13 protein-coding genes are annotated in these 13,609 nt (G+C 74.6%); 7 read left to right on the forward strand and 6 right to left on the reverse strand.

Going from position 1 to position 13,609, the window contains the following annotated elements:
- Positions 1 to 28: 28 nt before the first annotated feature.
- From infB to rimP, 4 genes are all read right to left on the reverse strand, one after another.
- Positions 29 to 3,025, reverse strand: a complete 2,997-nt coding sequence (infB, locus tag ABZ807_RS08410) for a translation initiation factor IF-2 (protein WP_357154312.1) — start codon at positions 3,023 to 3,025, stop codon at positions 29 to 31.
- Between the two features lie 93 nt (positions 3,026 to 3,118).
- Entirely contained in the window at positions 3,119 to 3,451 is a 333-nt protein-coding gene (locus ABZ807_RS08415; protein ID WP_357154313.1) for a YlxR family protein, read from the reverse strand.
- 16 nt (positions 3,452 to 3,467) lie between these two features.
- Positions 3,468 to 4,511 (reverse strand): transcription termination factor NusA, encoded by a 1,044-nt coding sequence (nusA, locus tag ABZ807_RS08420; protein ID WP_357154316.1) that lies wholly within the window; start codon positions 4,509 to 4,511, stop codon positions 3,468 to 3,470.
- The gene (gene rimP / locus ABZ807_RS08425) at positions 4,508 to 5,233 is read right to left on the reverse strand and encodes a ribosome maturation factor RimP (protein WP_357154318.1); all 726 of its coding nucleotides are present in this window, start codon (positions 5,231 to 5,233) and stop codon (positions 4,508 to 4,510) included. Before rimP ends, nusA begins: the two co-directional genes overlap by 4 nt.
- A gap of 229 nt (positions 5,234 to 5,462) precedes the next feature.
- Here rimP and ABZ807_RS08430 point away from each other — a divergent pair, with 229 nt between their 5' ends.
- The 7 genes from ABZ807_RS08430 to ABZ807_RS08460 all read left to right on the forward strand — a co-directional run bounded on the left by ABZ807_RS08430 (position 5,463) and on the right by ABZ807_RS08460 (position 11,894).
- The gene (locus ABZ807_RS08430; protein WP_357154320.1) at positions 5,463 to 5,912 is read left to right on the forward strand and encodes a hypothetical protein; all 450 of its coding nucleotides are present in this window, start codon (positions 5,463 to 5,465) and stop codon (positions 5,910 to 5,912) included.
- On the forward strand, positions 5,909 to 6,358 hold the full coding sequence (locus tag ABZ807_RS08435; RefSeq protein WP_357154323.1) for a ferritin-like domain-containing protein: 450 nt from the start codon (positions 5,909 to 5,911) through the stop codon (positions 6,356 to 6,358). Before ABZ807_RS08430 ends, ABZ807_RS08435 begins: the two co-directional genes overlap by 4 nt.
- A 58-nt stretch (positions 6,359 to 6,416) precedes the next feature.
- Positions 6,417 to 7,013, forward strand: a complete 597-nt coding sequence (locus ABZ807_RS08440) for a PadR family transcriptional regulator (protein WP_357154326.1) — start codon at positions 6,417 to 6,419, stop codon at positions 7,011 to 7,013.
- Positions 7,014 to 7,044: 31 nt separating this feature from the next.
- A complete protein-coding gene (locus tag ABZ807_RS08445; RefSeq protein ID WP_357154329.1) occupies positions 7,045 to 7,779 on the forward strand; it encodes an ABC transporter ATP-binding protein in 735 nt (244 codons plus the stop codon).
- Positions 7,776 to 10,520: an FtsX-like permease family protein gene (locus tag ABZ807_RS08450; RefSeq protein ID WP_357154331.1), complete on the forward strand. Its 2,745-nt coding sequence runs from the start codon at positions 7,776 to 7,778 to the stop codon at positions 10,518 to 10,520. Before ABZ807_RS08445 ends, ABZ807_RS08450 begins: the two co-directional genes overlap by 4 nt.
- Before the next feature lie 52 nt (positions 10,521 to 10,572).
- Positions 10,573 to 11,064: a nitroreductase family deazaflavin-dependent oxidoreductase gene (locus tag ABZ807_RS08455; protein WP_357154332.1), complete on the forward strand. Its 492-nt coding sequence runs from the start codon at positions 10,573 to 10,575 to the stop codon at positions 11,062 to 11,064.
- 92 nt (positions 11,065 to 11,156) lie between these two features.
- A complete protein-coding gene (locus ABZ807_RS08460) occupies positions 11,157 to 11,894 on the forward strand; it encodes a nucleotidyltransferase domain-containing protein (RefSeq protein WP_357154335.1) in 738 nt (245 codons plus the stop codon).
- Positions 11,895 to 12,018: 124 nt separating this feature from the next.
- Here ABZ807_RS08460 and ABZ807_RS08465 read toward each other — a convergent pair whose 3' ends face one another.
- Complete coding sequence (locus ABZ807_RS08465) at positions 12,019 to 12,735, reverse strand: VIT1/CCC1 transporter family protein (RefSeq protein WP_357154336.1); 717 nt, start codon at positions 12,733 to 12,735, stop codon at positions 12,019 to 12,021.
- Positions 12,732 to 13,589 carry a type I methionyl aminopeptidase gene (map, locus tag ABZ807_RS08470; RefSeq protein ID WP_357154339.1) on the reverse strand — a complete coding sequence of 286 codons (858 nt, stop codon included), beginning with the start codon at positions 13,587 to 13,589 and terminating at the stop codon, positions 12,732 to 12,734. Before map ends, ABZ807_RS08465 begins: the two co-directional genes overlap by 4 nt.
- Between the last annotated feature and the right edge of the window lie 20 nt (positions 13,590 to 13,609).

Consider the following 13,609-nt stretch of genomic DNA (forward strand, 5'->3'; position numbering starts at 1 on the left):
ACCCCTTGATCACTGTGTCAGCACCGGATCAGGCGCGCGGCTTCTCCCGCATCTCGAAGGTCTCGATGATGTCGCCGGCCTGGACGTTGTTGAAACCGCCCAGCGTCAGACCACACTCGAAGCCCTCGCGGACCTCAGTCGCGTCGTCCTTGAACCGCTTGAGGGAGCTGATCGTGAGGTTGTCCGCCACGACCGCCCCGTCCCGCAGCAGCCGCGCCTTGGCGTTGCGGCGGATGATGCCGGACCGGACGATACAACCGGAGATGTTGCCGATCTTGGACGAGCGGAAGACATCGCGGATCTCCGCGCTGCCCAGCTCGACCTCCTCGTACTCCGGCTTGAGCAGACCCTTGAGCGCGGCGTCGATCTCCTCGATGGCCTGGTAGATGACGGTGTAGTACCGGATCTCCACGCCCTCGCGGTCGGCGATCTCGCGGACCTTGTTGGCGGCCCGCACGTTGAAGCCGATGATCGTGACCGCCTCGGACGAGGCGCTCGCGAGCATGACGTCGCTCTCGGTGATCGCACCCACGCCCCGGTGGATGATCCGAAGCTGGACCTCCTCCGGGATGTCGAGGTTGAACAGCGCGTCCTCGAGGGCCTCCACGGAACCGGAGACGTCGCCCTTGAGCACCAGGTTGAGCGAGGTCTTCTCGCCCTCCTTGAGCTGCTCCATGAGCGTCTCGAGGGTGGCCCGGCCGCGGGAGTTGGCGAAAGCCGCCGCCCGTCGCCGTGCCTGCCGCTGCTCGGCGATCTGGCGCACCGTGCGGTCGTCCTCGGCGGCCAGGAAGGTGTCACCCGCACCCGGCACCGCGGTCAGACCGAGCACCAGGACCGGACGGGCCGGACCGGCCTCGGCGACCTGGTTGCCGTTCTCGTCGAGCATCGCCCGGACCCGGCCGTGCGCCCCACCGGCGACGATGGAGTCGCCCGCCCGCAGGGTGCCCTTCTGCACCAGCACCGTCGCCACCGCACCGCGGCCCTTGTCCAGGTGCGCCTCGATGGCCACACCCTGCGCCGGCCCGTCGATCGGAGCGGTCAGCTCCAGCGACGCGTCGGCGGTCAGCAGGACCGCCTCGAGCAGCTCGTCGATGCCGATGCCCGGCTTCGCCGCCACGTTGACGAACATGGTTTCGCCGCCGTACTCCTCGGCGACCAGGCCGTACTCGGTCAGCTGCTGGCGGACCTTGTCCGGGTTCGCCTCCGGCTTGTCGACCTTGTTGACCGCCACCACGATCGGCACGTCCGCCGCCTTGGCGTGGTTGAGCGCCTCGATCGTCTGCGGCATGACGCCGTCGTCGGCCGCCACGACCAGGACCACGATGTCGGTGACCTGGGCACCGCGGGCACGCATGGCGGTGAACGCCTCGTGACCCGGGGTGTCGATGAAGGTCACCGCACGGTCCTCGCCCTCGTGCGGCACGTGGACCTGGTAGGCACCGATGTGCTGGGTGATGCCACCGGCCTCGCCGGCCACGACGTTCGCCTTGCGGATCGCGTCGAGCAGCTTGGTCTTACCGTGGTCGACGTGACCCATGACGGTCACCACCGGCGCACGGCTGACCAGGCGCTCCTCCGCGACCTCGGCGTCGAGGTCGATGTTGAACTGCGCGAGCAGCTCGCGGTCCTCGTCCTCCGGGCTGACGATCTGCACGTTGAAGCCGAGGTGCTCACCCAGCAGCAGCAGGGTGTCGTCAGAGCAGGACTGGGTCGCGGTGACCATCTCGCCCAGGTTGAACATCTCCTGGACCAGCGAACCCGGGTTGGCGTTGATCCTGTCGGCGAAGTCCGACAGCGACGCGCCACGGGAGAGCCGGACGACCTGACCCTGACCCCGTGGGGCACCCGAGCTCATGGTCGGGGCCGACAGGTTGTCGAACTCCTGTCTGCGCTGCTTCTTGGACTTGCGACCACGGGTCGGCCGGCCACCCGGACGCCCGAAGGCGCCCGCGGCGCCGCCGCCACGGCCACGGCCACCGCCACCGGGACGACCACCGCCACCGGCCGGCGCACCCGGACGGAAACCGCCGCCGGGAGCACCACCGCCGCCACCACCGGGGCCACCGCGGTAACCACCGCCGCCGCCACCGCCGCCGGGACCGGGACGGAAGCCACCGCCACCGCCACCGCCACCGGGACCGCCACGGAAGCCGCCGCCACCGCCACCGGGGCGACCGGCGCCACCGCCGGGACGGCCGGCGCCACCGGGACCGGGACGACCGGTCGCCGGCCGCTGGCTCGGCATGGAGGCCGGGCTCGGCCGCGGCGGCATGGAGGCCGGGCTCGGCCGCGGCGGCATGCCCGCCGGGCTGGGCCGGGGGCCACCGGCACCGGCGGCCGGGGGCCGCTGCTGCTGACCGCCCTGGATGCCGAACGGGTTGTTGCCGGCGCCGCGCGCCGGCGGACGGCCACCCGGCCGGGCACCCGGGCCCGGGGTCGGGCCACCGGGACGACCGGCGGCCGGGGTACCCGGACGCGGCGGCACCGCGTTCGGAACCGGACGCGGACCCGGACGGGGACCGCCCTCGGCCGGGGGCTCCCGGCGGACGTTCTCGCGCTGCTGCTGGCGGGCGGCCTGCGCGGCCTTGACCGCGGCCTCCTGCTCAGCCTTCAGCGCCGTGGCACGCGCCTCGGCGGCGGCCACCTCGATGTCGTGCGCGCTCGCCGGCTTGGCGACCGGGGTCGCCGGCTGCGGCGGGCCGGGGACCGGGCCCTTGGGCTTCGGTCCAGGGGTCGGCGCGGCCGGCCGCCGGGGCGGCATCGGCTTGGCCGAGACCCGGGGGGCACCCGGGGTCGGGGACGGCGTCGGGGTCGGGCTCGGGGCGGCCGCCGGCGGGGCGGCCGGCGCCGAGGAGCCACCGGCGGACGCGACGAATGCGCCACGCAGCCGTCGGGCGACGGGCGCCTCGACGGTGCTGGACGCGGACTTCACGAACTCGCCCATTTCCTTCAGCTTGGCGAGAACGGTCTTGCTCTCGACCCCGAGCTCCTTAGCAAGCTCGTGTACGCGGGCCTTACCTGCCACTGCACTCCTCACTCCGAGGTCGTGCGGGCAGCACCCGCAGCGACCTCACTCGTGCACTTGAAGCCTGGTCATTTCAGGGACTTCATCGTGTGCTCATGTCGGTCGTCCTACCTTGCTAGCGACCCTCGCCCGGTCGGGTTGACCGGACGTAGTGGTTGGCGCGTCGACGTGCTCCGCGAGGGCGCCGTGGTCGGGGACCCCGGTGATGCGCAGCGCACGCCCGAAGGCGCGCCGCCGCACCGCCAGCGCGAAGCAGGCCGGATCCGGGTGCATGTTCGCTCCCCGACCCGGCAGCCTGCGGGCCGGATCGGGCCGGAGGCTGTAACCAGCCCCGTCGCCGACTGCGACGATCCGCAGCAATTCGCTGGCCGGCGCACGTCGCCGGCAACCCACACAGGTGCGCTCCGGCTGCGCGCGTCGTACCACTGGAAGAAGTCTACCCCTAGCTGCTCGGGATCGCGCCGCCCGGCTCCGGGACGTGATCAGCTCCGCCCCGGCTGGCCGTGCTGGTCTGCTCCGCGTCGGACCGGATGTCGATCCGCCAACCGGTCAGTCGGGCGGCAAGTCGGGCATTCTGCCCCTCGCGCCCGATCGCCAGCGAGAGCTGGAAGTCGGGCACGGTCACCCGGGCCGTCCGGCTGGCCAGGTCGACCACCTCGACCCGCAGCGCCTTGGCCGGCGACAACGCGTTGCCGACGAAGGTCGCCGGGTCGTCCGACCAGTCGATGATGTCGATCTTCTCACCGTGCAACTCGCTCATCACCGCGCGGACCCGCTGGCCCATCGGGCCGATGCAGGCGCCCTTGGCGTTCACGCCCTGCGTGGTGGAGCGCACCGCGATCTTCGTACGGTGACCCGCCTCACGTGCGATCGCGCCGATCTCGACCGTGCCGTCGGCGATCTCCGGCACCTCCAGCGCGAAGAGCTTCTTCACCAGCCCGGGGTGCGACCGGGACAACGTGATCTGCGGGCCGCGCATTCCCTTGGCCACGTGCACCACGACACAGCGGATCCGCTCGCCGTGGACGTACCGCTCGCCGGGCACCTGCTCCGACTGCGGGAGCACGCCCTCCAGCTTGCCCAGGTCGACGCTGACGATGCCCTTCTCGGTGCGCGCCTCGTGCGCCTGCACCACCCCGGTGACCAGGTCGCCGTCGCGGCCGACATACTCACCGAAGTGCACCTCGTCGGTGGCCTCCCGCAGCCGCTGGAGGATCACCTGCTTGGCGGTCATGGCGGCGATCCGGCCGAAGTCGTGCGGGGTGTCGTCCCACTCCCGCACCACGGTGCCGTCGGAGTCCACCTCCTGGGCGTAGACCAGGGCGGCCCCGGTCTTGCGGTCGATCTCCACCCGGGAGTGCGGCTCGGCCCCGTCGGTGTGCCGGTAGGCGGTCAGCAGCGCGGTCTCGATCGCCGCGAGGATCGTGTCGAACGGGATCTCCCGCTCGCGCTCGAGTGCGCGCAGCGCCGCGAGGTCGATGTTCACCTCTCCTCGTCCTCCACATCATCTTCGTCGTCGATGTCGTCAATGTCGTCGGTGTCGTCGCCGGCCTCGTCGAGGCTGCCGAACTCGTCCGCTTCGTCGATCTCGTCGAGGCGGCTGAACTCGACCTGCACCCGGCCGGGGCCGAGTTCGGCGTACGTGTGCTCCGCGCGGCCGGAGTCGGACTCCAGCACCACGCGCTCGTCGTCGGCCGCCACCACCCGGCCGGTGACCTGACGGTCCCCGGCGGGCTGTTCGCCGCGCTGACCGGGCAGGCCCGCGCCGCCCCGGGTGGTCACCTTGACCAGGCGGCCCACGTTGCGCCGCCAGTGCCGGGGCAGGGTGAGCGGCCGGTCCACGCCCGGGGAGCTGACCTCCAGCTGGTACTCGCCAGCCACGATGTCGCCGCCGGCCTCCTCGGCCGCGTCCAGCGCCGCCGAGACCGCCCGGGAGACGTCCGCGACGGCGTCCAGGTTGATCCCGCCGTCGGAGTCCACGATCACGCGTACCACGTGCCGCCGGCCGGCCCGGGAAACCGACAGGTCCTCCAGGTCGTACCCGACACCCTGGACCACGGGCTCGATCACCTCGCGCAGCCGGTTGCGGCGGGCGGCGAGGTCACCGCCCCGGGGTGCGCCCGCACGGTCCCCGCCCCGGGGGCCGTCGGTGCGACGGGGTCGCCCCGTCGGCCCCGTCGGCCTGGTGGCACGGCCACGCTGCGTCATCTGGCGCACCCTTCTCCTGTTGTGCGGCGGCCCGGTGGCCCGCCATGCCTCACGCCACCGGGGCGAAGCGCCGGTGGCTGCGCAGAGCGTAACGCGCCGGTCGGGCGGCGGGCCGGGCGGCGCACCGACGCCGGTCGCCCACCTGACGGCGGAGATGGTGTTGACTTGTCCGGTGGCAACGGGCAGAACGACGACAGACCGCGGTGGATCGGGGCAAACCCGGCGGACCGTGCTGCGCGCGGGGGCGCTCCTGACGGCGGGCGGCACGACCCTGCCGCTGACTGGCTGTGATCTTTTCGACCGGGCGGAACCCACCCCACCGCCCGACCCGCTGGAGCCGCTGGCGGGCGAGTCACGGGAGCTGGCCGCCCGGCACCGGGCCGCCGTCGCCGCCGACCCGGGGCTGGCCGACCGGCTCACCCCGATCGCCGACGCGCACGCCGCACACGCCGAGGAGATCCAGCGACTGATCGGGCGCCCCGCGCCCTCCGGGTCGCCCGCCCCGAGCGCCACCGGACCGGCGGCCGACCGGGACGGGCTGCTCGCCGGGCTGCGGGAGGCGGAACAGCGCGGCCGGGAGTCGGCCGCGAAGGCGTGCGTGGCGGCGCCGGGCGAGCGGGCCGCGGTGCTCGGCTCGATCGCCGCGGCCCGGGTCACCCACGTGGAGGTGCTGAGGTGATCCGGGGGCAGGCACCCACCGACCCCGGCCAGGCGCTGGCCGCGGCGCTGACGGCCGAGTACGCGGCGATCTTCGCCTACGGCCCGATCGGGGTACGCCTCACCGACGCCGCCCGCCGGGACGCCCGCGCAGCCGAGGCGGCGCACCGGGCCCGGCGCGACGCGCTGGTGCTGCAGCTGTCCGCCGGGGGCGGTCAGGTCCCGGCGGACCGGGCCGGGTACGCGCTGCCCTACCCGGTCACCGACCGGGCCAGCGCGCTGCGACTGGCGGTGGAGATCGAGGAGCGGACGGCGGCGTTCTGGCGGGCGGCGCTGCCGGTCACCACCGGCGCGGACCGCACCCGGGCGTTGAACGCGTTGACCGACTGCGCCGTGCGGGCCACCCGTTGGCGACGGACCGCAGGAGTGTCGCCGGTCACCGTGGCCTTCCCCGGCCGGCCCGCCTGAGCGTGGCGGCCCGCGCTCCGGTTGCGGAGGGCATACCAGGTATGCATACTCCGTTACCATGTCCATCCGCCACGGCCTGCTCGCCCTGCTCGAGCGTGGCCAGATGTACGGCTACCAGCTGCGGGCCGCGTTCGAGGAGTCGACCGGCTCGACCTGGCCGCTGAACATCGGGCAGGTCTACACCACCCTCAACCGGCTGGAACGCGACAGCCTGGTCCGCTCGCTGCCCGAGCATGAGGGTGGGCAGCGGCCGTACGAGATCACCGACGCCGGGCGGGCGGACCTGGCGCTCTGGTTCGCCACCCCGCTCAGCCGCGCCGACCGGCCCCGGGACGAGCTCTCCATCAAGCTGGCCCTGGCGCTGACCACCCCCGGCGTCGACGTCCGGTCCGTGGTGCAGACCCAGCGCAGCGCGACCATGCGCACCCTGCAGGAGCTAACCCGGTTGAAGTACGCCAGCGACCAGCCGGAGGACCTGCCCTGGCGGCTGGTGCTGGACGCGATGGTGTTCCAGGCCGAAGCGGAGATCCGCTGGCTGGACCACTGCGAGACGAGCCTGGTCCGGTACCGCCCGGCCCCGCCCACCGCCGGCCAGGTCGGGCCGGCCGGGGCGGCCGGGGCGGTGCGGCACGCCGACGAGGAGGCCCGCCGGTGAGTGACGGCGACCACGACCGCAAGGGCGTGCGGTGAGCGCGGCCGGCGACCCGGTACTCGACCTGCGCGAGGTGCACCGCACCCACGGTGGCGGCGAGGCCGCCGTGCACGCGCTGCGCGGGGTGAGCCTCACCGTCCACCCCGGCGAGCTGGTTGCCGTGATGGGCCCCTCCGGCTCCGGCAAGTCGACCCTGCTGACCCTCGCCGGCGGCCTGGACCGCCCCACCGCCGGTGAGGTGCGGGTCGAGGGCCAGCCGCTGGGCGCGCTCGACCGCCGCGAGCTGGCCCGGGTGCGCCGCCGGCGGATCGGCTACGTCTTCCAGGACCTCAACCTGCTGGGCAGCCTCACCGCGGCGGAGAACGTCGCCCTTCCCCTCGAACTCGACGGCGTGGGGGTACGGCCGGCCCGCCGGGCGGCGCTGGCCGCGCTGGACGAGGTGGGGCTGACCGGGCTCGGCGGACGCTTCCCCGACCAGATGTCCGGCGGTCAGCAGCAGCGGGTGGCGATCGCCCGGGCGCTGGTGGGCGAGCGGCGACTGGTGCTGGCCGACGAGCCGACGGGGGCACTGGACTCTCAGACCGGGGAGGCGGTGCTGCACCTGCTGCGCCGTCGGGTCGACGCGGGGGCCGCCGGCGTGCTGGTCACCCACGAGGCGCGGCACGCCGGTTGGGCCGACCGGGTGATCTTCCTGCGCGACGGGGTGCTGGTGGACGCGACCGCGCCGCTGGGTGGCGTCGAACAGCTGCTCACCGGCAGCGGTCGGTGAGGCGGCCGCCGGTGCGGCGCGGCGGCGGGCGCATCGCCGGGGCGGTCGGGTCGTGGCGGGCCGCGCTGCGGATCGCCCGCCGGGAGGCGCGTCGGGCGCGGGGGCGTACCGCGCTGGTGCTGGCCATGATCACCCTGCCGGTGCTGGCGCTGACCTTCGTCGCGGTCAGCTACGACATGGCCGCGCTCACCCGGGCCGAACGCGTCGACCGGCGGATCGGCGCCGCCGACGCCGAGCTGCGCTGGATCGCCGACACCGCGGTGGAGCAGGACCCGTGGGGCGACCGCCCGTACCCGATGGGGGGCGAGGACCCGCGTACCCGCCGGTTCACCGCCGAGGAGGTGACCGCACTGCTGCCGCCGGGCAGCCGGGTCAGCCGGGTGCACTGGTGGGTGCCGTTCGAGGCGCGCGTCGACGACCAGCTCGTCACTTTCAGCGGCCGGTCGCTCGACCTGACCGATCCGCTCGCCGGCTCGCTGGCGCGGCCGCGCGCCGGCCGGGCGCCCACCGGCCCCGACGAGATCACGGTCAGCCCCCGGGCACTACGCCGCCTCGGCGTCGAGGTGGGCGGGACGGTCACCCTCGCCGACGGCTCGCGGAGCTACACGGTGGTCGGGGTGATGGAGTTCCCCGACGACCTGCACGAGGTGGTCGCGCTGCACCCGGAGGCGGTGGCCCCACCGGAGAGCGCGGCGGAGGAGAGCTGGCTGGTCGACCTGCCGGGACCGGTGGACGCCGCGCTGGCCGACCGGCTCAACGCGGCCGGGATCGCGATCAGCGCACGGACGCCGGTCCCCGGCAGGGGCAGCGTCAAGGCGGACCCCACCCGTACCCCCGTCCCGGCGGATGCCGAGACGGCCGGGACGGCGGTGCTGGTCGCCGGGCTCGGCCTGCTGGAGGTGGTGCTGCTGGTCGGGCCGGCCTTCGCGGTCGGCGTACGCCGGCGGCGCCGGGACCTCGCCCTGGTCGCGGTGGCCGGCGGGGACGCGGTCCACCTGCGCCGGATCGTGCTCGCCGACGGGGTGGTGCTGGGCGCCGGCGGGGCCGCGCTCGGGCTGCTGCTCGGCATCGCCGCCGCGTTCGCCGGTCGGCCGCTGGTCGAGCAGTACGTCTTCGGCGCGCGCTCCGGCGGGTACCGCGTCTTCCCGGCGGCGCTGACCCTGATCGCGGCGGTCGCCGTGCTGGCCGGGGTGCTGGCCGCGCTCACCCCGGCCTGGACGGCCGCCCGGCAGGACGTGGTGGCGGGGCTGGCCGGCCGGCGCACCGTGCCGCCGCACCGGCGTCGCTGGCTCGTCCTCGGCGTGGCGCTGACCGTCCTCGGGTCGGGGATCGCCGCGTTCGGGGCGCAGCGGAGCGGGCCGACGGTGATCCTCGCCGGGCTGACCCTCGGCGAGCTGGGGCTGGTCTTCGCCACCCCCACCCTGATCGGGCTGCTCGCCCGGGCCGGCCGGGCGCTGCCGCTGGCGCCCCGGATCGCGCTGCGTGACGCCAGCCGGAACCGCTCCTCGGCGGGCCCGGCCATCTCCGCGGTGATGGCCGCGGTCGCCGGCAGCGTCGCCCTCGGCGTCTACGTCGCCAGCGACGACGCGCGCAACCGGGCCGGCTGGCAGCCGGGCATCCCACCCGGCCACATGATGTTGCTGCGGTCCGCACCGCCGGACGGGGTGGACCTGCCACCGGTGCCCGCCGTCGCCGAGCGGGTCCGGGCCGTACTGGCCGCCGGCTCGGTCTCCCGGGTCGACGTGCCGGTCTGCGCCGCGCCCAGGTGGCCGGAGGACTACTGCACGGTCACCGCGATGCTGCCGCCCGAGCGGGCCTGCCCGTTCGAGGCGGAGGTGTTCCGGTCGCCCGCCGTCCGGCAGCGCGCCCTGGCCGACCCCCGCTGCAAGCGGCCCACGCCGATTCCCCAGGGGATGTACCTGCCGGTGGTGGTGGACGACGGGGCCGCCCTGCCGGCGCTCACCGACGCCCCGGTGGAGGAGGTGACGCGGGCGGCGGCCGTGCTGCGGGCCGGCGGAGCGGTGGTGACCGACCCGCGCTACCTGGTCGACGGCAGGGTGGCCCTCGTGGCCGACCGGGTGTCCGAGGGTCCCGCTCCGCCCGTGACCACCACCGTCACCGTCCCGGGGTACGTGCTGCACGGTGGCCTGCCCGTTGACCGGCTGGTGCTCTCCGCGCCCGCGGCGACGAAGCTCGGCCTGGCCACCGAACACCTGGGGTACGCGGTGGAGACCGACGACGCGCCGAGCGCCACCCAGCAGCGGCGCCTCGCCGCCGAGCTGCGCTCGCTGGTCCCGGTGCTGATCGAGGTGGAGTCCGGCCCGCCCGCGTCGCGCCACCGGCCGCTGCTGCTCCTGCTCGCGCTCGGCTCCGGCCTGATCACCCTGGGCGCGGCCGGGGTGGCCACCGGGCTCGCCGCCGCGGAGGGCCGCCGGGACCTGTCCACCCTCGCCGCCGTCGGCGCCAGTCCCGGGTTACGCCGAATACTCTCGCTCTGCCAGGCCGGGGTGATCGCCGGCCTCGGCTCGGTGCTGGGCATCGTGGCCGGCCTCGGCTCGGCGGTGATCATCCTGACCTCGGTCAACCGCGAGTACGCCCAGGCCTGGCCGGTGCCGACGCCGTACCCGGTGGTGGTGCCCTGGCTGACCCTCGGGGTGCTGGTGGTGGTGCCGCTGGTGGCGATGCTCGGCGCGGGCCTGTTCACCCGGTCCCGGCTGGCCGTGGAGCGGCGGCTGGACTGAGCGGGACCGTCCGGGGGTGTCGCCGGCCACGCCCAGCCGGCAGACTGGCGGCGTGTCCGTCCTGAGAACCCTCAGTCGCCGACTCGGTCACCACGCGTGGTTCGGCGCCACCATGCGCCTGCTCGTCCCCGCCGACCGGATGGTCGGGCGGCTCACCCGCGGCCGGGTGGTCGCGCTCGGGCTGGTCCCCTCGCTGGTCGTCACCACCACCGGCCGCCGCTCCGGCAAGCCCCGCAGCAACCCCGTGCTGTACGTGCCGGACGGTGACGCGTACGTGGTGATCGGGTCGAACTGGGGGCAGCAGCACCAGCCGGGCTGGGCGATGAACCTGCTCGCGGAGCCGGCCGCCGAGGTGGACGTGAAGGGGCGCCGGGTCGCGGTCCGCGCCGAGGTGGCCACCGGGGCCGAGCGGGAACGGCTGTGGCGGCTGCTGGTCGCCGAGTGGCCGGCGTACCGGACGTACGTCGAGCGGGCCGGCGGCCGGGAGATCCGCATCTTCCGGCTGGTGCCGACCGGCGGACCGGTCGGCGACGCGCCGGCCTGACCCGGGCGCGGCAGACCGGCGGGGCGGTCGATCCTGGCTAGGGTGATGACTCGGTTACCGGCGGGCGCGGGACGCGACGGAGGTGGTGCCGGGTGGACGGCAGCAGCGCGGAGCTGGGCGCCGACCCGCACCTGGACGATCCCCGGTGGAGGGTCGCCGAGCGGGTGGCCGAGGCGGCCCGGCGGCGGTTCCCGGCGGACATCCTCGCGGTGGCGGTGCACGGCCCGCTGGCGCACGGCGACGACGACGGCGGCGGGGACCGCGAGGTCGGCCTGCTCCTGGCCACCTACCGGGCCGGGGCCGGCCCGGCGCCGTCGACCCGGCGGGTGGACGGCGTGCTGGTCGACCTGACCGTGGCCGGCAGCGAGGAATACCTGCGGCAGGCCCGGGTGCTGACCGCGCTCTGGCCGCTGACCGCCGACCGGTACGTCACCACCACCGCCCTGTACGACCCGACCGGCTGGCTGCGCACCCTGCGCGACGAGCACCTGGGCCGGCTGGCCCGGGCCCGCCCGGCGGAGTTCAGCACCGCCGCCCGGCAGGCCTGGTACCGGGGCTGCGCGGCGCACGCCCGGGCCGCCCGGCTCGCCGAGTGGTATGAGACCGACCAGGCGTTGCTGATGCTCGGCGAGGCCCGGCTCGCCGCGGCCACGGTGACCGGCCTGCTCAGCCGCACCTACTTCCGCGACCCGGGCGACGCGGTCCGCCGTACCGGGCTGGCGGGCGCGGACATGACCGAGGTGGGCGCGGTCCTCGGCCGGCAGGCCGACGAACTGGCCGCCCGTGGCCGCCCGGTCGACGGCACCGTAGACGACCTCCTCACCCCCTGACCCACCCATCCCCGTCCCCTCAGCGCCGAGCGCGCCCCCTCTTTCACGGAATGAGTGGCCATTCTGCGTCGAATGGCCACTCATTCCGGGAAAGTACGTGGAGAAGGTGAACGGCGGCGGGGGATCAGCCGATGCCGCCCTGAATGCCGATGAAGGCGCCGACGAGGTATGTCGCACCGGCGGCGGCGGCGCCGAGCAGCAGCTGCCGCAGGCCGCCGGTCCACCAGGGGCGGCTGGTGAACCGGGCGACGACCGCCCCGGCCACGAAGAGCCCCACCCCGCCGACGCCGAGCGCCAGCCAGAGGCTGGTGAAGCCGAGCAGGTAGGTCAACAGCGGCAGCAGCGCCCCGACGGAGAAGCAGACGAACGACGAGATCGCCGCCGACCAGGGGCTGGGCTGTTCGTCGGGGTCGACGCCCAGCTCCTCGCGGATGTGCACCCGCAGCGCCTCCTCCGGGTTGCGCCGGACCGCGTCGGCGACCTGCATGGCGAGGTCGCGGGGCAGGCCCCGGGCGATCCACGCCTCGGCCAGCTCGCGGGCCTCCGCCTCGGGGTGCCGCTCCAGCTCGCGCCGCTCCTTGGCCACCTCGGCGGCGACCTGCTCGTTGGCCGAGCGGACGCTGGTGTACTCGCCGAGCCCCATCGAGATGGCGCCGGCGACCAGCCCGGCCGTGCCGGTGAGGACGATGCTGCGCGGGGAGACGCCGCCGCCGCCGACACCCGCGATCAGGGCGATGTTGGTGACCAGCCCGTCCATCGCGCCGAAGACGGCCGGGCGCAGCCAGCCGCCGGACACGTCCGCGTGGTGCGCCTCGCGCAGCGCCGCCGGGGTCTCGGTCACGGCAGGGTGAGGATCTCGTAGCCGTCGTCGGTGACGACGATGGTGTGCTCGAACTGGGCCGTCCACTTCCGGTCCTTGGTGACCACCGTCCAGCCGTCGTCCCACATGTCGTACTGGTAGGTGCCGAGGGTGATCATCGGCTCGATGGTGAAGGTCATTCCCGGTTCCATCACGTCGATCGGGCGCGGGCTGTCGTAGTGCGGCACGTAGAGGCCGCTGTGGAACGCCTCGCCGATGCCGTGACCGGTGAAGTCGCGCACCACGCCGTAGCCGAACCGCTTGGCGTACGACTCGATGACCCGGCCGATCACGTTGATCTGGCGACCCGGGGCGATCACCTTGATGCCGCGCATCATCGCCTCGTGGGTGCGCTCGACCAGCAGCCGGGCCTCCTCGCTGACCTCTCCCACGCAGAAGGTCGCGTCGGTGTCGCCGTGCACCCCGTCGAGGTAGGCGGTGACGTCGACGTTGATGATGTCGCCGTCCTGGAGCACCGTCGAGTCGGGGATGCCGTGGCAGATCACCTCGTTGAGGCTGGTGCAGCAGGACTTCGGGAAGCCCTTGTAGCCCAGAGTCGACGGGTAGGCACCGTGGTCGACGAGGAACTCGTGCACCACCCGGTCGATCTCGTCGGTGGTCACCCCCGGCTTGCAGTGCTCGCCGGCGAGCTGGGTCGCCTGGGCGGCGAGCCGGCCGGCGATCCGCATCTTCTCGATGGTCTCCGGGGTCTGCACGTGCGAGCCACGCCACTCCCTGGGGCGCTTCTTACCCACGTACTCCGGTCGGACGATGTGGCCAGGCACCGCTCGCCACGGGGAAAGCGTGCCAGGGGTCAGCGGCGCACGGACGGTCATGACGACACCCTATCGCCGAG

The organism is Micromonospora sp. NPDC047548, from assembly GCF_040642975.1.
Lineage (GTDB): Bacteria > Actinomycetota > Actinomycetes > Mycobacteriales > Micromonosporaceae > Micromonospora.